General features: G+C 64.2%; 16 protein-coding genes. 5 read left to right on the forward strand and 11 right to left on the reverse strand.

From position 1 onward, the window contains the following. Nucleotides 1-13 precede the first annotated feature (13 nt). From ROZ37_RS10140 to ROZ37_RS10190, 11 genes are all read right to left on the reverse strand, one after another. A complete protein-coding gene (locus ROZ37_RS10140; RefSeq protein ID WP_312659217.1) occupies nt 14-1,279 on the reverse strand; it encodes a hypothetical protein in 1,266 nt (421 codons plus the stop codon). 14 nt (nt 1,280-1,293) lie between these two features. Beyond that, nucleotides 1,294-1,806 (reverse strand): cohesin domain-containing protein, encoded by a 513-nt coding sequence (locus tag ROZ37_RS10145; protein WP_312659218.1) that lies wholly within the window; start codon nt 1,804-1,806, stop codon nt 1,294-1,296. A gap of 90 nt (nt 1,807-1,896) precedes the next feature. After that, the gene (locus ROZ37_RS10150; protein WP_312659219.1) at nt 1,897-4,152 is read right to left on the reverse strand and encodes a DNRLRE domain-containing protein; all 2,256 of its coding nucleotides are present in this window, start codon (nt 4,150-4,152) and stop codon (nt 1,897-1,899) included. Between the two features lie 167 nt (nt 4,153-4,319). After that, complete coding sequence (locus ROZ37_RS10155; protein ID WP_312659220.1) at nt 4,320-5,771, reverse strand: lipopolysaccharide biosynthesis protein; 1,452 nt, start codon at nt 5,769-5,771, stop codon at nt 4,320-4,322. Between the two features lie 13 nt (nt 5,772-5,784). Continuing rightward, the gene (locus ROZ37_RS10160) at nt 5,785-6,708 is read right to left on the reverse strand and encodes a glycosyltransferase family 2 protein (protein WP_312659221.1); all 924 of its coding nucleotides are present in this window, start codon (nt 6,706-6,708) and stop codon (nt 5,785-5,787) included. Further along, nucleotides 6,705-7,595, reverse strand: coding sequence for a polysaccharide pyruvyl transferase family protein (locus tag ROZ37_RS10165; protein ID WP_312659222.1), 891 nt, complete (start codon nt 7,593-7,595; stop codon nt 6,705-6,707). Before ROZ37_RS10165 ends, ROZ37_RS10160 begins: the two co-directional genes overlap by 4 nt. A 131-nt stretch (nt 7,596-7,726) precedes the next feature. Then, nucleotides 7,727-9,556: an asparagine synthase C-terminal domain-containing protein gene (locus ROZ37_RS10170; RefSeq protein ID WP_312659223.1), complete on the reverse strand. Its 1,830-nt coding sequence runs from the start codon at nt 9,554-9,556 to the stop codon at nt 7,727-7,729. Nucleotides 9,557-9,803: 247 nt separating this feature from the next. Beyond that, nucleotides 9,804-11,009 (reverse strand): pyridoxal-dependent decarboxylase, exosortase A system-associated, encoded by a 1,206-nt coding sequence (locus tag ROZ37_RS10175; RefSeq protein WP_409449953.1) that lies wholly within the window; start codon nt 11,007-11,009, stop codon nt 9,804-9,806. Nucleotides 11,010-11,044: 35 nt separating this feature from the next. Then, entirely contained in the window at nt 11,045-12,643 is a 1,599-nt protein-coding gene (locus ROZ37_RS10180) for an acyl-CoA ligase (AMP-forming), exosortase A system-associated (protein ID WP_312659225.1), read from the reverse strand. Beyond that, nucleotides 12,640-13,425 (reverse strand): GNAT family N-acetyltransferase, encoded by a 786-nt coding sequence (locus ROZ37_RS10185; RefSeq protein WP_312659226.1) that lies wholly within the window; start codon nt 13,423-13,425, stop codon nt 12,640-12,642. Before ROZ37_RS10185 ends, ROZ37_RS10180 begins: the two co-directional genes overlap by 4 nt. Next, complete coding sequence (locus ROZ37_RS10190) at nt 13,422-14,660, reverse strand: glycosyltransferase (RefSeq protein ID WP_312659227.1); 1,239 nt, start codon at nt 14,658-14,660, stop codon at nt 13,422-13,424. Before ROZ37_RS10190 ends, ROZ37_RS10185 begins: the two co-directional genes overlap by 4 nt. A 168-nt stretch (nt 14,661-14,828) precedes the next feature. Between ROZ37_RS10190 and ROZ37_RS10195 the strand changes: the two genes are divergently transcribed. From ROZ37_RS10195 to ROZ37_RS10215, 5 genes are all read left to right on the forward strand, one after another. After that, nucleotides 14,829-15,077, forward strand: a complete 249-nt coding sequence (locus ROZ37_RS10195) for an acyl carrier protein (RefSeq protein ID WP_312659228.1) — start codon at nt 14,829-14,831, stop codon at nt 15,075-15,077. A 2-nt stretch (nt 15,078-15,079) separates the two neighbouring features. Further along, nucleotides 15,080-15,925 carry a hydrolase 2, exosortase A system-associated gene (locus ROZ37_RS10200; protein WP_312659229.1) on the forward strand — a complete coding sequence of 282 codons (846 nt, stop codon included), beginning with the start codon at nt 15,080-15,082 and terminating at the stop codon, nt 15,923-15,925. Beyond that, a complete protein-coding gene (locus ROZ37_RS10205; RefSeq protein ID WP_312659230.1) occupies nt 15,922-16,800 on the forward strand; it encodes a hydrolase 1, exosortase A system-associated in 879 nt (292 codons plus the stop codon). Before ROZ37_RS10200 ends, ROZ37_RS10205 begins: the two co-directional genes overlap by 4 nt. After that, nucleotides 16,797-17,600 (forward strand): tetratricopeptide repeat protein, encoded by an 804-nt coding sequence (locus ROZ37_RS10210; RefSeq protein WP_312659231.1) that lies wholly within the window; start codon nt 16,797-16,799, stop codon nt 17,598-17,600. Before ROZ37_RS10205 ends, ROZ37_RS10210 begins: the two co-directional genes overlap by 4 nt. Before the next feature lie 243 nt (nt 17,601-17,843). Then, complete coding sequence (locus ROZ37_RS10215; RefSeq protein WP_312659232.1) at nt 17,844-20,381, forward strand: hypothetical protein; 2,538 nt, start codon at nt 17,844-17,846, stop codon at nt 20,379-20,381. The last annotated feature ends 22 nt before the right edge of the window (nt 20,382-20,403 follow it).

Below are 20,403 nucleotides of genomic sequence, written 5' to 3' on the forward strand. Positions count from 1 at the left end.
CCTCGGCGTCAATTCATTGCGCAGCAGGAGGTCCGCCGGCGGTGTTCTTATAGAAAAACACATTCGACGCTGCGCTGTTGACGAGCATGAAGACGTTATATTCGCGCAAATAACGCCACCGGCCGTAGGTGCCATTTCGGGCTTGGGCGGCAGGCGCTCCTACGTCCGAACGTCTGCTCCATGTCTTGGTTGCGAGGTCGAGGACGTAAGGCGCTCCGCCCCTCCACGCGACGAACTGGTCCGCCTTCGAATCGTAGTCGAACCCGGGTGCAGGGGCGTTGTAGATGTCACCACCCCCGGACCGGAAGATCTGCTCCGGGTGCTTTTTGACCCGCGGTTCGTTCGTGTAATCCCCGCCGCCTGTCGTAACCCATTCGTCGGTCACGATTTTCCCTTGGGCAATGTCCCAGACCAGAAAATCGTTGTTGCCAACTACCCAGAATCGACCCCGTCGGGTGTCGACCGCGCCGCGCTTGTTGCCGCTGACTTCGTACCGGGGCCACAGCGGCCGCGTCCCAAAGGTTTTCAGCCGAGTCCACGTTTCGGAGTCCGTGTCGTAACGCCAGAGGGCTTTCGTCGCCCGGACGAAGATCGCGCGGCTCTTCGGATCGTAGCCGCTCGCGATGCCATAACCGCCGGGACGGTCCTTGTTCCCGGCGTTGTGCCAGCTGCGCGTGGCCGGATCGAATAGCCACGTAACCGATGTTCCCCCGCCGCCGGGCGAAATCGCGCCGCCCTGGCCGAACAGTTTTCCGCCATGTTCGATGTACTGGATGCCGTCGTAAGTGTGCCGCGAGTTCGGCTTGCCGTCGGGCAGCGGATCAGTGCCGGCCTTGACGAGCTCTCCGGGCGATGGGTCGGTGATCCGCTCCCATCGCCCCGAGCGGAGGTCGAAGGCATACAGTTCGTTGCCCCAGTAATCGTTGTGACCGCCGCCCCAGACGAACATCTTGCGCTGATCGCCGGCGTACGCGCCGCTGCCCCAAGCTTCGATGATCCCGGCGCAGCCCAAGTCCCCGTCGACGCCGAAGGACTTGGGAGCACACACGTCGGCGAGCTTGGTGTCGGGCACCTCCAGCCAGCGGTCGGCGGGCATCTCGATAAGTTGGCGTTCGAGTGCGGTCGGCTCGCCGGCGCAAGCCGTCGCTGTCAGGATCGCCGCGCCGGCGAGCAGCCAGCTTCGCGCGATTCGAAACGCGGGGGACGAAAACGGTCGGAGCGTTTCCGGCAAATGTCTTCCCAGGGGGCGGCCGTAACCGCCTTCCGGTCCTTGTGCCATCGAGTCCCCCCGGTCTATCGCTTGCCTCCCGCGGCGCGGTAACGCAGGTGCAGCGTCGGCGGATACTCCGGCGGCAAACCCTCGCCGTAGAGGCTGACGGGAGCCATCGTCATGCCGTCGATGGACGTCGAGGTAAATCGCTGCGCGACCTTGAAGGTCACTTTCGCGAGGACGCCAGGGGCAGGGCTGGTCGCGCCGTCGCTGCGGGCGGCGTCCACGCGAATGCGGCCCTCCTCACGATCGACCTCGGGCCGGAAGTCGCCACCCCTTCCGAGGAAGGGGCCCGGCTCGACGGAAAGCACTTCGAGCACCGCCGGGTCGTAGCCGATGATGAAGGGAAGTTCCGAAATGCCCTGTCCGGCCGGATCGACGCTCAACTCCAGGGGAAAGCTCTCGCCGAGGGTGACGGCCGAAGGGGCTCCGAAGGCGAAGCGGACCGTTTCGGCTGCGATGACCGGCGCGACACCGGACATTACGAGTACACCTGTTGTGAGTATCGAACCCACGTGTTTGCGTAAGACGCTCATTCGAGGACTCCTGAGGCCATCCCGGCGGAGGGCATCCCGCCCGGATTGATCGGTATGGTGAACCGACCCGAGCCGGCCCGTCGGCCAGCATCACTGGGTCGTGTAGCGCACCTCCAGCTTCGGGCGCAACGAGACATCGGTCGAGTATTCGCTCGAATAGAGCCTCTTCAGGCTCGCATTGCCCGAAACGCCGACGATGCGCCAGCCGAAATTCTCGGCGCCTCTTTGCCACGCCGCGAGCCGCTCGGTAACGTCAAAGTCCATCCAGCCCGGCGCGTAGGGCGCAGAGACTTCTGCATCGTGCGTCGCGGCGTAGTCCGAATTCACACCGCCCGCACCCGACAGCGTCCAGTTGCCCGCCCGGTTCGGGCCGTTCCAGTTCGCCTCCATCTCGCTCCAGTTGCGCAACATCGGATGGAGGCGATAGATATAGTCGTAGTAGGTCTTGTAGATCGAAAGCCGCGCGCTCGCGATGATGGCGTTGTCCGGTATCGGGCCGCCTTCGCGCGCGAAGACCTTGAACCTGACGAGCGACGTGTAATTGCCGGCATATTCGAGCAAAGTGGTGGAGGTGCCGGTATTTGTGCTCGGGTTGTACTTGCTGAGATACACGTCCGATGAGCCCGTGTAACCCCCGAAACCCCGCTGCAGCACCTTCGTGATTGGATCGGATCCGCCGAATTCCGAATTGACGAAGACTTCGACGGCAGCCGACACGGTTTCCGCGCCCTTGTCATCGGTCGCGACGGCCGTCAATGTCGCTGCTCCCAGCGTTGCGGGCGTCCAAGTCGTCGCGTACGGAGGGGTCGTCGCGGACCCGATGAAATTGCCGTCGACCTTGAACTCGACGCGGCTCACGACGCCGTCGCTGTCGGAGGCATCCGCAACGATGGAAACGGGCTCGCCCCTGATCACCGAACTACCGGCGGCAGGCGCCCCGATCGCGACCGTTGGTGCCGCATTGTGCCCGCTCGGCGCCTGCCAGCCGACCGGCTTGTAGATCCAGACCTGGCCTTCGGTCTCGTGCTGGAGCCCGAGGAAGACGTCGAAACCCGGGATGTACTTCCACTTTCCGAGCACGCCGGTGCCCACACGGCCCGGAGGAACGGCCGTACCGCCGGATTGGATCCTGCTCATCGTCCATCCCGTGGTCGCGAGGGGGGAGGGTGGCACGAGTGACCACAAGGCGCTGTCGCCACACCACAGGACGAAATGCTGGCGGGCCGGGTCGTGGTCGAGCGCGCACGCCGCTTGGTTCTTTCCGGTCGTGGCGAGCCAGTTGGTGAATTCGGCGACCGTGCCCGTCACGCTGACCACCTGGTCCTTGTTGGTCGGCCCGAGAGTGTTCAGATTCCAGAATACGAACGGTTTATTGGTGCTGTTGCCCGTGCGCACGAGGACGCCGCGCGATGGGTCCACCGCACAGGTCGTCGCACCGGCAGTGCCTGTCCAGTAAATACCGACCCGGCTAATGTCGTCGCTCGTCGGATTGGCGACGTCTCCCGGCAGGTAGCGGTAGAGGCTGGGACTGGTGGCGTTGCCCGATGCGCCGGCACCCACATAGACGACGTCCCGCCCATTTTCTTCGACATAGGCCGTGCAGCCATTTACATGGCGAACCGGCATCGTCTTGCCTTGCTGGTTCTTCGGAAAATCCCGGTTTTGCCACATCCGGCCGCCGGTCACCTGGGCGTAGGGGGCGACCCTCTGCACGTGTGAGCCCGTGGTGCCCCCCACCTGGTTGAGGTTTGCCTTCGCAGGATCGAAGAAATAGGGGCCGGTAATGCGTATCTTCAGCGGATCGCTTTCGTCGGGCCGAACGTAGGAGGTGCCGGAGTTGTAGCTCGCTCCGCCGAAGTTCAGATAGCGGTCGATCTGCGGCAGGAACACGGCGTTGTCGTAGGTATGCGCGGCGGCGGGCGCGGCATCGGCGCCGTCGATCGCCCAGAAGTAAGCGGTCGATCCCCAGCGGTGGATTTCGCTGGGAAGGGCCGCCCGTTCCCATTTCAGATCTCGGGCTCGCCACCGATACACGTCATTGCCCGAGTAGTTCGCGTGGCCGCCACCGTAAATGAGAAGATCCCCCCGGTTGCTGTCCCAGGCATACCCACTCCAGGCTTCGATGATCTTCGAAGGTGGCGGATTTCCGCTTCCGTAGAGTGGACGAAGGTCAGCGGGTGTCCAGACGTCGGAGAAACGATTGGAATTGACCTTTGCCCAAGTGCCTTCCGGCATTCCTGCGACGATGGTCAGAAGAGCGCCGTCCGCGTAGGGCTGCGCTGCAATTACGGGAGACGCGAGAAACAGGGCTACAGGAAAAGCGGTAGCAGCGAATACCTTACTCATCGTCGTGAGTCCTCGAAGGAGGGAGCAGGCGCCCCGGTTTCTCTTAGCTATTCTTATTAATCCGTGGTCATTTTTCCCACACTTAAAGATAGGACGAGAAGCTCCTTCGCGAGGACGAATAGCGCATCTCCGAGCGATAAAAAATGGTAAGGAAAAGTGTCTGGCAGTTAATTGGCTTCCAGACCGGGGCGCCGCAATCCGGCTTTCCGGACCAGCCAGCTTTCCGCACCTTCCGGTCTCCCCGACACGATCCACAGTGCGATGACAGTGCCGGAGTAGACAAGGACTCCAGTGCCGATTTCGAGCGTGAGCGCCGCGAGAACCGGCAAGTCGCCCGCGGCGCCGAACAGCAGGTCAACGACGTATGCCATTGCCACCGATCCCAGCAAAGGACGCGCGACCAGTCCCGCGATCTCGGCGAGTCGGAGATTCTCGAGGGCGCGCATGACCATCCATAGCGTCACGACGAGCCCGAACAGGCCGGCGCAAAGGCGCATAACCGCGATGTCTGCCGCGTTTGCCGCAACACCGGTGACCAGAACCATGAGCACGAAAGCGCAGGTCTTCGCCCATGACAGGAGCGCGAAGGCTTTGGTCCGGCCAAGCGTCACCATCAGGTAGCCGCCGCTCGTCCCAATCGCACTGGCAACGTTCGCGAGCCCCAGCAGTTGTACGAACGGGACGGCGGCAAGCCATTTCTCCCCGAGCAGCAGGAGCACCGCGTCGTGTGCCACGACCGCAAGTCCGACGCCCGCGGGAATGCCGATGAGTGTCTGCATGGCCTGGGCGAGGAGGAAGACGCGTTTAAGTTCGACCAGGTTCTCCTTGACCTGGACGAATGCAGGAAAAAGAACGCGATTGAGTGGGGCGAGAATTTCGGTCGAGGGCATTGCCGATATTTCATCGGCGAGACTGTAAGTGCCCAATGTCGCCGACGGGAACCACCGCCCGACCAGCATTTTGTGGAGATTATTATCCAGGTAGGTGCCGATATTGCGTACCAGCATCCACTGCGATACCGAAAACACCTCCTGGAATTTCTGCAGGCCCAGGCGCGGGCGCATGGAATGCATCGCGTAGCTCAGGAGCACTCCGAACGCGCGCCCGGAGAGGGCGCCGATTACCAGCGCCCAGTAACTCCGCAGCATCCACGCCGCGGCAAGCGTGACCAAAAAACCGACGAGTCGTTTGGTCAGCACGAAACGGAGATCGAGCCCGAAGCGCATCTTCTTTTGAAAGTCGACGACGCCGATGTTCTCCAGACTGCTGAGCGGCAATCCGAGCGACATCCACTGCAGGACGGGCACCGCGCCCGGATTGTTGAAGTAGTCGCCGGCCAAAGGCGCGCCCGCGACGAGGATGGCGCAAGCCAATACGGATTGGATCAGGCGCAGCGTCCACGCGGTGTCGTAGTGCTCGCGCGTGGCTTTGTCGTTCTGGATCAGTGCGACGTTGACGCCGAGATCGAGAATGATGTCGACAAAGCCGATGACGAGGGAGGCGATCGCAATGACGCCGAAATCGTCCGGCGACAGTATGCGCGCCAGAACGAGAACGCTGACCAGGCCGATCAGCCTGTCCAGCCACCGCATCGCGAGGGAAAGCGATGCGTTCTTCACGATGCTGTTGCGCTCAGGGGCGGATGTCATTGTTCGGCCACAGGGGGACGAGGCGGCGGGTATAGGTGAAGTAGCGCCAGCCGCCGGGCAGGAAAAGGCTCTGGATGTGTGCTGCGATCGCGCGCACGTATCGGTGGTTGGAGAGCGCGCGGGTGGAGGCCTCGTGCCACGCGCCGGACATCTTTTCGCGGATCAGATTGCGCGTGGAACGGTCGGGCGCCAGTTCGAGCATCCGCCCAAAAAGGGACAGATAGGCGTCGTGATATACGGCGGACTGCGACAGCGAATTCTGTGTTTCGTTGACGCGGCAGCAGGGTTCGTCGACTACGGCCGCATTCTTGCGCGCGACGGCCAAGCGATAGGCGAGCCAGGTCCACTCCGCATAGGGGTGGAAATCGCGAAAAAATTCCGGACCGATGGAGCTGCTGCGAAAAAGCGCATTGCAGCTCGCGAGCCAGTTTTTCCGGAACAATGCGTGTAGCGGATTTTCGGCCAGGGACTCGAGTTCGTCGTACAGGAGCTCTTCTCCCTGCGAGGCGTTGCGGTAGCCGTTGGCTATGACGAAATCCGCCGTCGGCGAGCGGACGAGCGCATCGAGTTTCAGGTCCGTGGAGCCGGGCAGATACTCGTCGTCGTCGTCGATAAACGAGAAGAAGGGGGTGCGCACGATTTCCCTGCCGCGGCGCGCGGCATTGGGGGCCGACGGCATCGTGTCGGTCAGGACGGTGACGTCGGGCTGGCTGCGCAGCCATTCCAGTACCTCGGCGTCCATGCCGGTCCCATTCGCGACGGCGATGATTGCGATCGGGCGTGCCGATGACGACCGGATCGATGTGATGCAGCGCCGAATGGCCTCCGACCGCGTTCGCGACGCCGCAGTCGGTATGACGACGCTGACTTCCGCTGCCGCGGGCAAGCGTTTGTTGTCGGCGATCATCGCTCCACCACAGCGCACATCTCGACGTTCGCGGTTCGTTTTCGCAAGCGCTCGATTTGTTCCTCCAGCCTTTCGCGGGCTTCGTTGAGGACGTTTTCCGGAGAGAGTCGCGCGTCGTTGTGTTTCCGTAGGCGCGCGAGTTCGCGAATCGCCTGTTTTTGCTTGATGTGCCGCTTCAGCGATGAAAAGACGCTTCCCCCGCCCGTCCAGATCATGGGAAGCGTGTGCGGCGCGTACGCGCGGCGGATCGATGCGCACCAGTCCAGCCATTTCAGGTCGAGCAGCGCGGGCGTCGCCCGGATCGGCGTCCAAGGGGTGCGGAACGCTTCGGCGAGGATCGCGCCGTGCAGGGCTTCGGTGAACAGCATCGGCGCTTCCTGCAGCGCGGCGAGGACTTTTTCGACGGGCCAGTGCGGATCGATATAGCGCAGGTCGGCCGCGTCGCAAATAGCCTTCCAGTCGGCCTGGCGCGCCGAGGAGCAATGCGGCATGTAGGCGGCACGTTTATCTTTGTGATCCGCGCGGGGAAAATGGTCAATCGCGAGGATTGCCGGGTCGATGATCGCCTTCGAGGCATCGAGGCCGAGTTTTTTCGCAGTCAACGGGCCCCGGACGAACGCGATCTCCCAACTGCGGTCGAGCTGCGGTGCAGAGCCGTATCCCGTCCCCGATCCGAAAACGATTTTTTTTGCGGATGTGGGTACGTTGGAATTGAGCAGCGTGCCGATTCCCACGAAAAGCGTCTTCCCGTGGGGCATCGTCTGCCGCAGGGCCGGGTCGTGAAAGACTTCCCCCGTAAAAATACTTGGAAAAATCCTTCGCCACAGCCAAGGATTGAGATCGTCGCCGAAGTTGCCGAGGGGGTCTTTGTGATAGTAAAGGAGCATCGACTTCTCTCACGGAAAACGCTCAATGAATGGTGCGGGGGCACAGGCGGCGCCCGCTTCGTCGCCTATCTATCCGATATGTCGCCGCGCCTTGCGCCTCATCGCGCCTGCTGCTTAATTCCGTGTTCCCTTTACGGAGTCGCGTGGACATACTCCTCGTTTCGCCTTCGCCCATTCCCTGCCGCTGCCGGCCTTGCGATCCAGAGCCCCAGCATCATCATGATCCACACCATCTCTCCGTAGTACCCGGGGAAGGATGGAAGGTGGCGCGAGAACAGTTCATCGACGAATTCTTCGCGCACGATGCCGTGCTCGACCAAGACGTCGGCCGATTCGCGGGCCAGCGTGTACAGCGGGCGGTGCTGCAGCGCCCAGTGGCCGAAAGGCAGGCCGAAACCCTGCTTCTTTTTGGCGAGAATTTCGGGTGGCAGAAAATCGGCGAGTGCCTTCTTGAAAAACCACCGCAGTTGCAATCCCCTGAGCTTGTATTCGGGAGGCAGCGCGAGCGAAAAGTCGACCAATTCGTCGTCGAGCAGCGGAAACAGGGCCTTTACGCCCGCCAGCTTCGTGCTGCCGAGCACCTTGGGCAGATCATTGTCGGCCAGCGTGAAGCGCCAGTCGAAGCCGAGCATCCTGTTGATCAGGGCGTCGGCGCGCACGTCGGCCCAGACTTCGCGTTGCAGGCGCAGCGGCGCGTCCTGATCGATGGCGAGGAGGTATTCAGCTTGGAAGATGCTCTCGACGCCGAGGCGATCGAGCAGGTTGTAACGTGCAGTGCGGTCGGGAAGCGGCGTGCGGGCCTGCTCCACGTAGCTCGCAGCCTTGCGCGCGAGCGGAAGGTGGCGCACGGGCGTATGCATCAGGAGCGGTTCGAGGACGCCGTGTTTGAGTAGACTCGGCACGTACGCGTAACGGTCGAAGATGCGCTGTTTCGCATAGCGGCTGTTCCCGCCGAAGAATTCGTCACCGCCGTCACCGGCGAACATTTTCGTGTGGCCGTCCTCGCGAGCGAGTCGCGCACAGAGGTAGGCAGGCAGGACCGAGGAGTTGCCGAAGGGCTGGTCGTACGCGGCGGCGACGGCCGGAATATGCGCGACGAGGTCTTCCGGTGTTATGTAGTAAGGCTTGTGTTGCACGCCGAAATGCCGGGCTGCGATCTTCGCATAAGCCATCTCGTCGTAGCCCTCGGCCTCGAAGCCGATCGAGTAGGCCGTCGTCCGCGCGCCCGAACGGGCGAGCATGCCGACCACGGTCGAGCTGTCCGTGCCCCCCGAGAGGAATGCGGCGACGGGGGCACCGTCGAGTTCACGCTCCACCGCGCCTAGCACCAGCCGGCGAAAAGTGTCCGCGAGGGCGGGGAAATCGCCGTCCGCCGCTTCATCGAAGCGCGGCTGCCACCACGGCGTCGAACTCACGCCCTGCACGTCCGCACTCAGGCGAGTACCCGGTTCCAGTCGCCGCACGCCACGGAATATCGTGCGCGGCGCGGGGATCATGTGGAAATACAGGTAGTCGAAAATGGCCTGGGGATCGGTTTCGTGCGTGCGCACCGGCACGGCGTCGGCCCGATCGGAAAAGTTCAGCCGGGTGCCCTCCAGGGCATGGCAGAAGCCGTGCGTGTTGAACCGGTCGGCCGCCATGCCGACGCGCTGGGCGGCGAAGTCGATCCACAGGAGCGCGAAGCGCCCGCCGAGCGCGTTCAAGGCACGGTCCGGATCGCTGCACAGCAATTCGGCAAGCGCGTTCCATCCATCGCTGCCTTCCCCCGGCAACACTGACCGGTCGCGTACGCGCGGGGTACCCGTCACGAGCAGTAGCCGCGAGTCGCTCGCATGTAGCCGGGACTCCTTGCCGTACTCGATGTGGACGCCGGGCAGGACTACGGAAGCCTCGTCGCGGCCGACGGAGGGAACGGTACCGCGCTGCAGGAGCGAGAAATCGATGTGTCCGCTGATCATCATGGGCCGTTTCGCCGGATTGCCGGGTGTGGGAGTTCTAGGGCCGCTTCCCGGGATAGCAGGGGAAGCGGCTTCGTTACTTGCAGCAGCGGGTACGGGGCGGACGGCGCGAAGATGCCCTGAGCATAGCTCGGCGAGACGAGCATCACCTCGCCCTGCCTATGCTCCAGCACGCTCCCCGCCCAACCCGCCGCTGGAGGTGGCGTGATGACTGCTGCGGTCAGGTTCTCTCTGCGCCGCATTTCCGCACTCAAACGAGGACTTCCGTCGCGGCGCCGTGACCCAGGAAGGCTTGCGGGCTCGCGGTAGCGCCGTACGCGCCCGACTGGAAGATCACGACGAGATCGCCCGGTTCGGCATCGGCCAACGGCATCCGGTCGGCGAGGAGGTCGAGCGGAGTGCACAGCGGACCTACGACGGAGCAGACGCCTGAAGGCGTGCCGTTCATGCGATTGCCTATCGCTGCCGGGTAGTTCTTGCGGATCACCTGCCCGAAGTTTCCGCTCGCCGACAGGTGGTGATGCAGGCCGCCGTCCGTCACGAGATAGGTGTGGCCGCGGGAGATTTTCTTGTCGATGATGCGGCAGACGTATAGCCCCGCTTCGCCGACGAGATAGCGGCCCAACTCTATGACGATGCCGGCTTGCGGCAACTGTTGCGCGGCTTCTTCGGCGAGCGAAGCGAGGTTGTCGCCGATCGGGGCGAGGTCGAGACGTTGCTCGCCGGGAAAGTACGGGATGCCGAAGCCGCCGCCGAGGTTGAGGAATCGGACCGGCGCCGGCGCGGATTCGGCCAGGCGCAGCGCGAGGTCGAAGCACTTGCGCTGCGCCTCGACGATGGCGTCGGCGCGGAGGTTCTGCGATCCCGCGAAGAGGTGGAAGCCTTCGAACGCGAGGCCCGCGCGTCCGATTTGTGCGAGCAGTTCGGGCACCTGTTCGGCGTCGACGCCGAACTGCTTCGGGCCGCCGCCCATCTTCATGCCGGAGCTCTTCAGTTCGAAGTCGGGATTCACGCGGACGGCGACGCGTGCGGGCAGGCCCAGCGCCTGCGACGCGGCGGCGAGCGGGGCGATCTCGCGGAAGGATTCGACGTTGACGAGGATGCCGGCAGCCACCGCCTGCGTCAGCTCGGCGTCCTGCTTGCCGGGGCCGGCAAAGCTGATCTCGTGCGGATCCGCACCGGCGTCCAGCGCGACCTTCAATTCGCCCGCGGAAGCGACGTCGATGCCATCGACGAGCCCCGCCATGTGGGCGACAAGCGCCGGCATCGGGTTCGCCTTCATCGCGTAGTGCAGCTTCACCGAACGGGGCAGTGCGGCGCGCAACTCGCCGACGCGCCGCGCGAGCAACTGACGGTCGTAGGCATAGAACGGGGTACGGCCGACGCGAGCCGCGAGGCGGGTCAGCAGAATGCCGCCGACGAGAAGCTCGCCGTTGCCGACCGGGAACTGGTCCATCGGCGCGTGGACGGGAACCGGTTTTATGGACGCGTTCATGAATGGGCCTTTTCCTGCGTTTCGAGGGCGAGCGCTTTGCGGTCGATCTTTCCGTTCGGATTCCGCGGCAACGGGCCTTCGCGCACGTCGATGCGCGCGGGCACCATGTAGGCGGGCATTCGACTGCGGCATTCGGCGAGCAGGTCGGCGACATCCAGCGCAGCGCCTTCGGGCGGCGTCGCGACGACGGTGATCGTCTGCCCCAGCGTGTCGTGCGCGGTACCGAAGGCCGCGCACTCGCCGACGAGTTTGGTCGCGTAGATGATTTCCTCGACTTCAGTCGGGCTCACGCGATAGCCCGACGTCTTGATCATTTCGTCGCGGCGGCCGATGAAGTACAGGAAGCCATCCTCGTCGCGCCGCACCGTGTCGCCGGAGAACACCGCGATCTCGGGCAGCACGATTCCGGCATGGCGACCGGGCGCGTGTCCGGGCAGCGGCTTGAAGCGCTCGGCGGTCTTTTCGGGATCGTTCCAGTAGCCCAGCGCGACGAGCGCGCCGCGTTGCACCAGCTCCCCGGGTTCATTCGGTGCGCATTCGCTGCCGTCCTCGCGCAGCACGAGCACATCCGAATTCGGGATCGCGCGGCCGATCGAATCCGGGCGCCGGTCGGCTTCTTCTGGCGGCAGGTAGGTCGCGCGGAACGCTTCGGTGAGGCCGTACATCAGGAAAGGCCGGGTGCGCGGCAGCATCGCGCGCAGCTTCGTGAGCGTATCGAGCGGCATGCGCCCGCCGGTGTTGGCCATGTATCGCAGATGGCCGGTGACCGTCTCGGGCCATTGCAATTGCGATAGCTGGATCCACAGGGGCGGGACCGCGGTAAGCCCGGTGACTTTTTCCTTTTCGACGGCTTTCAGCACGTCGCGCGGCAACAGGTAGTTCAGCAGCACGACGCGCGCGCCGCTGTGAAACGCGGTCGTCAACTGCGAGAAACCGGCGTCGAACGACAGCGGCAGGGCGGCGAGCAGCGTGTCGTCCGGATGGTTTTCGAGATACTGGGCGACGCTCTTCGCGCCGACGACCATGTTCCGGTGCGACAGGACGACACCCTTCGGGCGCCCGGTGCTGCCCGACGTATACAGGATGGCCGCCATGTCCGAGTCGATCGTGCGATGTCCGTGTGCCGGGGCGGCGTCCAGGAGGTCGTTCCAATGGTGGATCGCGACGCCGGGAAGCGACGGCAGTTCGCCGGGATTGCCGGTGAGCACGACGTGACGCAGGTCGTGGCAATCGGGGAGCACGTCCTTCAACGCGGCGAAGCGCTCCGGCGACGTGACGAGCACCCGCACGCCGCAGTCGCGCAGGATGTAACCGACCTGCTCGGCCTTGAGGACCGGATTGACCGGCACGAAAACGCCGCCGGCGGCGGCGGTGCCGAAGAAGGCGGTGACCGTTTCGAGACGCTTGTCGAGGAATATTCCGACGCGCTCGCTGCGGGCGAGGCCGAGGCCGACGAGACCGGACGCGAAAGCTGCGACTGCGCGCGCGGTCTGCGAATAGTCGAGTGTTTCGGATCCGAACGTGATCGCGCGCGCATCCGGGTTCCGGGATGCGGATGCGGTGACGAGATGATGCAGAAGGTGGGTCGCGTTCATCGGCGTGGATTCGTCAAGGGATTGGGGGTATATCGCGAGCCGGTTGCCCTTGAAGGCGTTGCGGCATCGTGCGCTCGTGGCGCTGCGTTGCGCGCGTCCGGCGGTGGCGACAGTCGCAGCGTCGGGCGCGTGCGGGCCGACAGCGATACGTGAATATACGGCGATGCACCGGCAAATGTGATCTGGACCGGGCCGACACGGACGAAGGTCGCGCTGAAGAGCCGCCGGATTCCGAGCTTGCGATGGACCTGGAGAGAGCCCGGATTGAAACCGGAAATGCGCGAGAAGCTCCATCGCACGCCCTCGGTGGCGAGGTGGCGGTTTGCGGCCTCCCACAGCCGCACGAAGGTCCGGCCGAGGCGGTATTCGGGCTCGACGTAGACGTCGTAATCCCATGCGCTCTGTTCGGGCTGTTCGAGTCGATACAGGCAGCGGACTTCGTCCTCCTCGTATGCGTCGTTCGCTAGCCAGAGAAAGCCGCTGATCCGCTCGCCGGAGCGGGACGCGAAGCAGAGATTCCCGTCGCGAAAGCGCTTTGCGATCACGTGGGGCGGGCGCGGAAATGACGCGCACAGCGGATCCTGAGCGTCGATCAGGCTTACGGCGCTCCGGGCCGCGGCTTTCGCAGGCGGCGGCGCATCGGGCACCGGCTGGGCGACGAGGTAATAGCGGAAGATGCCCGCCCGATCGCTGCTGAGCATGCCCAGCGCCCGATGCGCGAGGTAAAGTACGCCGTCGATCGCGCCCAGTTGCCGTATCGCCGAGGTGAGGCGCCCGATCATTGCAGCGCTCCCGTACGCACGGCCGAATCGAGGATTTGGGCAAATTGTGCCGTGCGGCCGCGACGGGATGCGCCGGCAACCGCGCTTTCGGTGGGCAGGGTGCCGTCGATCGGACGGTCGACGAAGCGCGCGAGCAGCGCAGCGATTTCTGGCGCGTCGTCGAGCGGTGCGATCGAGTCGATGCCTGCTGCGCGGACGACCTGCGCGGTGTCTCCGGCCGGATCGGTTAGCGCGAGGATCGGGCGCCGCGCTCTGACGTACTCGTACAGCTTCGCCGGGATCTGCGCGTTGCAGTTCGCGGCTTGCAGAATGAGCAGCGCGTCGGCGCGCAACATTTCGGCGAGCGCGTCGCGGTAGCCGATTGCGGGCATGACCTCGATCGCCTGTTCGACATCGTGCTCCCGAGCGAGCCGCTGCAGTAGTTCGTCATGGACGGCCGCGCGAAAGCGCACGACGATGCGGTCGAAAACGGTCCGCGACGACTGGCGCAGTCGGGCGAGCGCGACGAAGAGCTGGGTCGGGTCGCGTTCGCTCGGATAGACGATTCCGCTGTGCAGCAGCGTCAGTTTCCCGTCGTTGAGCGGGTTGCCGACCGTCGTGCCCGAAAAGGTCTCTTCGTCATAGCCGTTTTCGAGCAGATACATGTTGTCGGCTTGAGCGGGATACCTTTCGCGATAAAGTTGGAGCGCCGACGGGGTCGTGAATGTCGCGGCCGCGGCGTGACGGGTCGCGTGCTGCTCGATTCGCGCGAAGCTGCGCCAGACGGCGGGGTCTTCGGGGTAATCGTCCTGGGCCATCGGGTCGCGGAAGTCGGCAACCCACGGCAGACGGCTGCGCGACTGCAGCGTCGCGCCGATGTGGTGCGCGGTGGCGATCGGATAGGACGACCAGATGGCGGCGGGGGAGAGACGGCGGATGAGGGCGAGGCCGGCGGGGACGGCACCGAGCCACCACGAAAGCCAGCGATCCGGCCGGGCAAGGAAGCCGGGGTAGCGCCCGGCGACGGCGAAATGTCGCGACGTGTCCCAGGCCTGCGCACGCACGACCTCAACGCCGTTCGGAATGTCGTCGAGCTGATCGGCCGATGTGCGGTCGTAGGCGCGCGGGTGCGCCGTAAGGATGATCGGCTCCCAGCCGAACTCGGGGAGATAGCGGGCGAAGCGCAAGGTGCGTTGCACGCCGCTGCTGCCCTGGATCGGGGGGAAGTGATAGGCGATCATCAGTACGCGTTTCATCGGTGTACCTGATACCCCTGTCGCGGTCGAAGACAAGACCAGAAGCGGGAGCCGGAGTCCGACTGAACTCTGTAACGGATCGGCCCGATTGGGTGCCTATAATAACAACCCGATCCGAACGGCATCGTGGAATTCACAATTGACAACAAACCCGGCAGGAGCGCGGACTTGGATATTAAGAAGGAAATCTTGGCGATCATCGACGAGGTGCTGAGCCTGGGGGGGCGGGCCGCCGATTTCGATCTCGACACACCGCTTCTGGGGGCGGTCCCGGAGCTCGACTCGATGGCCGTCGTGGGCGTGATCAACATGATGGAGGAGCGGTTCGGTTTCATCGTCGAGGACGACGAGATCGACGGCTCGTCGTTCGCGACGGTCGGTGCGCTCGTGAGTTTCGTGGAAGGCAAGCTCGCCTGAAGATGACGGCCGTGCGCCGCGAAGCTTTCTTCCTCGACGCTCCCGGCGGAGTCCGGTTCTGCCTCGTTACGAGGCCGGTCGATGCACCGGTGGGCGCACTTCTCTTCGTACCTCCCTTCGCGGAAGAGCTGAATAAGTCCCGTCGCATGGCCGCGCTCTCCACCAGGGCTTTCGCCGAACGCGGCTGGATGGTGTTCCAGATGGACGGCTTCGGCTGCGGCGACAGCGCCGGAGACTTTTCCGACGCCGGCTGGCACGACTGGGTGGAGGACGTCGCGCGGGGCTGGGCCTGGCTGCGCGCGGACGTGAATGCCGAACGCCCGGGGACGAACGTGCCCTTGGCGCTATGGTCGCTTCGGGGCGGGAGTCTGCTGGTGGCGGACTGGCTGCGCGAGAGTGGCGAGACGCCGCCGCTGCTGATGTGGCAGCCGGTGACCAACGGCAAGCAGCACTTGACGCAGTTCCTGCGGTTGAAGGCGGCGAACGGGATGCTCGCCGAGTCTGGCGGGGCGGTGATGGCGGACATTCGCTCCGCGCTGCAGCGCGGCGAAACGGTCGAGATTTCCGGTTACGGGCTGTCTCCCGCGCTGGCCGCAGGAATGGACGCGGCGGCGCTGCAGTTGCCGACGAGCTACGCGTCCCCCGTCGCGATGCTGGAGGTCGACAACGCAGGCCGGCTCGATCCGTCCCCGGCGCTGGCGCTTCTCGCCTCTAAGTGGGCAGCGACCGGCGTGCCGGTACACGCCGAGTGCGTCACGGGGCCGGCGTTTTGGCAGACCCAGGAGATCGAAACGGCGCGGCTGCTGATCGAGCGGTCGCTCGCAATGCTGGAGCGCTTCGTGCGATGACGACGCGCGACACGGCCTTCCTCTTTGACTGCGAGGGTGATGAGCTGGTCGGCCTCATCTCCGCGCCCGTCGGAGAAATTGCCGGGATCGGCGTGCTGATCGTCGTCGGCGGTCCCCAATATCGGGTCGGAAGCCACCGGCAGTTCGTCTTGCTCGCGCGATATTTGGCAGCGGCGGGCATCCCCTGCATGCGATTCGATTATCGCGGGTTGGGTGACGGGACCGGCGAACAACGCGATTTCGAGAATATCGGTGCCGACGTGCGAGCGGCCGTCGATGCGTTTTGCGAGCGGATGCCGGCCGTGAAACGCGTCGTGCTGTGGGGCCTGTGCGACGGTGCGACGGCTTCCTGCTTTCACGCCCAGCATGACCCGCGCGTCGCGGGATTGATGTTGCTGAATCCCTGGGTGAAGACGGCAGCCGGGGAGGCGCGAACCTACCTGAAGCACTATTACCTGAGACGCCTTGTCGATCCCGGCTTCTGGAAGAAGCTGTTCGCGGGGAAGGTCTCGGTCGGAAGATCGCTCGACGAGGTCGTGAAAGCGGCGCGGACGGCGAACGGAAAGGACACTGGCGGTTCTGCTCAGCTCTCGGCTGCGGAGGGGGAGCTGCCGCAACGAATGGCAACGGCGTTGCTTCGCGCACGCAAACCGTTCCGCGTGGTACTGAGCGGCCGGGATTACATTGCGCGCGAGTTCGAGCAGGCGGTGGCGGCGGGCGGTCCTTGGGAAAAACTTCCCGGGGCGCGGAATCCGGAACGTCTCGAAGATGCCGATCACACGTTCTCGAGCGCTGCGTGGCGAATGGCGGTCGCGCGCGCGACAGCAGATTGGGCGGGAAGGCTCGGACAGGGTGAGGAGGGGAGGGAGCGATGAATGCGAAATTGAAGAGCTGTCTCGGAATTGCTTTTCTCGCCGCGATGAGCGGCCAGCTGCTCGCGCAGGGCGGGCTCGACGCGACCGAATGCGGCAGCCTCGAGAACGCGTACGGACCTTTCGATTACCGCACCGACAAAAATAAACTCGGCATCGTCGAAAAATATCACTTTCGCGCCGAGCAGGAGCGCGTGGGCCCCGGTTCGAACCGGGGTGGCGATATCGACTACACGCTCCGTGCTTTCCCGAACCATCACCGCGCGCTCATGACGATGATGAAGCTTGGATTCCGCGACAAGACGACCAAGGTCAACAGGGCTGGGTACACCGTCGAGTGCTACATGATTCGTGCGGAGTCCTTCCGGCCGGACGACGGTATGGTCAAGGTGATTTACGGTCTCTTCCTGAGCCAGTCGGGGCGGACGAATGAGGCGGTGGCCAAGTTCGAGGCGGCGCGCAAGCTGGAAAGCCGGAATGCGAACGTCCATTACAACCTGGGTCTCGCTTACCTTGACCTGGGGCAATACGACAAAGCACTGGAGAGCGCCCATCGCGCCTATGCGGACGGCTTCCCGCTGCCGGGGTTGCGCGACAAGCTGAAGCGAGCAGGGAAGTGGCGCGACGCAACGGGGGAGTCGGTCGGTTCGACCGCATCCGCCCCGGCATCCGCATCCGTCCCGGCATCCGCCCCAGTCCCCGCATCCGTCCCAGTCCCCGCATCCGTCCCGGCCGCAGTGCCACAGGCGGAAAAATCGTCTCTGCGCGACCCCTCGCCGGAACCGTCTTCTTCGCCCCGCTGAGCGCTGTTCCGGCTTTTCCCTCAAGCCCGGCGCCTGACGACGTTGTCCGAGCATGCCTTTCGGCAAGCTCGGAAAATGTAACGCCGAAATGACTTGTCAAGAAGACACGTTGAATAACCGAAACGGCTGTTTCTAGAATGACGGACGCACATATGGCCCGCGCCTGACAGATCCGAGCGCTGCCCCCGCCCGTGCCATGCTCGCTGCTGGCCGGTCAGTCGATTGTTCGAAGCGGAGACGACGATGAACTTGACGGCAGCTGCGGCGCGCGCCTCTGGCGAGATTCCCGACGACGCAGCGGAGGCGGGCCGAATAAGCGTCGCTAATTATCTGACTGTCTGCGCCCAGCTAGCCCTTCTGCTGCTCCTTCTCCGTCAGTTTCAGATCGAGTCGGCCGCCTTCCTCCGGCTCGCCGTGCTCGCCTTCGGCGGATTCGCGATCCATGCGTGGCTGCCGCTGCGCATGCGCTTGCCGTTCTTTCTGATACTCAGCTTCGCCGGGATCGGCGTCGTCATGGGGGGCGCGAACGCCGCCTGGCTCGTCACGATCGGTCTCGGCCTGATCGCGATCTGCCACCTGCCGATGTCCTTCGCATGGCGGGGTGTCCTGCTCCTCGCAGCGGCGGGGGTGCTCGCGCTGCAGCGGGCGGGCCACCTGCCGTTTCCGTGGTCGGATGCGATCTGGCCGATTCTCGGCGCGATGTTCATGTTCCGGCTGATCGTCTACTTCTACGATCTGCGCCACGACAAGGCGCCGACCACGCCGGTACAGTCGTTCGCGTACTTCTTCATGCTGCCCAACGCGTGCTTTCCGCTGTTTCCGGTCATCGATTACAAGACCTTCCGGCGCAATTACTTCGACGACGACGCGTACCGCATCTATCAAGTCGGTGTCGACTGGATGGTGCGCGGGGTGATCCACCTGATCCTGTACCGCATCGTCTATTACTACCTGACGCTCGCGCCGCACGAAGTCGGCAACCCGGCCGAACTCGTCCAGTACCTGGTTGCGAATTTCCTCCTCTACCTGCGCGTCTCCGGGTTGTTCCACCTGATCATCGGGATGTTGTACCTGTTCGGTTTCCGCCTTCCGGAGACTCACAACCGCTATCTGCTGGCGTCGAGCTTCACGGACTTCTGGCGGCGGATCAACATCTACTGGAAGGAGTTCATGCAGAAGGTCTTCTACTACCCGGCCGTATTCAAGCTGCGCAAGCTGGGGACCGAGAAGGCGCTCGTCATCGCGACACTGTACGTTTTCGTGATGACTTGGTTCCTGCATGCATACCAGTGGTTCTGGCTGCGCGGCTCGATGCTCCTCGTTCCGCAGGACATGCTGTTCTGGGCCATTCTTGGCGGTCTCGTGGTCGCGAATTCCCTGTACGAGATGAAGCACGGACGCGCACGCACGCTCGGAGCCCCCGCTCGGACGTGGCGCACCACTGCCGCGCTGGTCGCGAAGACGTACGGCACCTTCTGGTTCATCTGCGTGCTGTGGTCCTTCTGGACCACGGAGTCGCTGGATACGTGGTTCTCGCTGTGGTCGGCGCTGGGCGGGGATTACACGCTCGAGATGCTGTTGTATCCGTCGATCATTCTCGCCGTGATCGTCGTCGGCTCGATCCCGCGCGACGGCGTGCGCAACGTGCGAGCGTCGGCGCAGGACGAACGCACGTGGATGCGGTCGCGTCTCGCGACGGTGGTGGCGCTGTTCGCGCTGTTGGCAGTGAGTGTCGAAGGATTGCATTCGCAGGTCGGTAAGGACTTCGGAACCTTTGTTCATTCGCTGAAGTCGGGGCAGCTCAGCCGCCTCGATACCGCACAGCTCGAGCGCGGCTATTACGAGAACCTGCTCTCGGTCGACCGCTTCAACTCCCAGCTGTGGGAGGTGTACATGAACAAGCCGAAGAATTGGCTCGATGTCGAGAGCACCAACCTCAAACGCTTCACGGGCGACTTCGTGCAGGCCGAGTTGATCCCGTCATTCACGCGGCAGACGTTGCACGGGACGATCAGCATCAATCGCTTCGGTATGCGCGATCGGGATTACGACGAGGTGCCGGCGCCAGGGACTTTCCGCGCCGCGGTGCTGGGCGCATCGTCGGTGATGGGGTGGGGCGTCGGAGACGGGCAGACTTTCGAGTCGCTCGTCGAGGATCGGCTGAACCGCGAGTGGGCAGGCGGTCCCTTCGAGAAATACGAACTGCTGAACATGGGCGTGCCGGGCTACCAGCCCCCGCAGCAACTCGTGATGCTCGAAAAGGCGCTGTCCTTCCGTCCGAACGCGATCTTCTACATCGCTACCGGCCGCGAGATCACACGGGCCGCCGCGTATCTTGCGGAAGTCGCGAACAAGAGGATCGAGATTCCCTACCAGGATCTGCGCGAAATCGTGCTCAAGGCGGGGGTGACGCCCGGAATGGACGAGGCGGAAGCCCGGAAGCGCCTGACCCCTCATGCGAGCGAGATTCTGGCGAGCGTCTATCGTCGCCTCGCCGACGAAACCCGGCGGCAGGGCAGCGTGGCGGTATGGGTATTCCTCCCCCAGGTGCGCGAGGGCAGCTGGCAGGAAGAGACGCCGGAGACGCGCGCGATCGCCGAGGCTGCGGGACTCGTGGTGATCAATCAGGAGGACGTCTACAAGGGGCGGAAGATCGACGACATTCGGCTCGCCGAATGGGACGACCACCCCAACGTTTCCGGTCACGCGCTGATTGCGGACCGGCTCTTTAACGCTTTGGCGGAGAAGCGCCAGGCCATCTTCCAGCCCACTGGGCGTTGATTGACTTGATAGCGAGGCAGCG

The sequence above is a fragment of the Aromatoleum sp. genome, assembly GCF_032027225.1.
GTDB lineage: Bacteria > Pseudomonadota > Gammaproteobacteria > Burkholderiales > Rhodocyclaceae > Aromatoleum.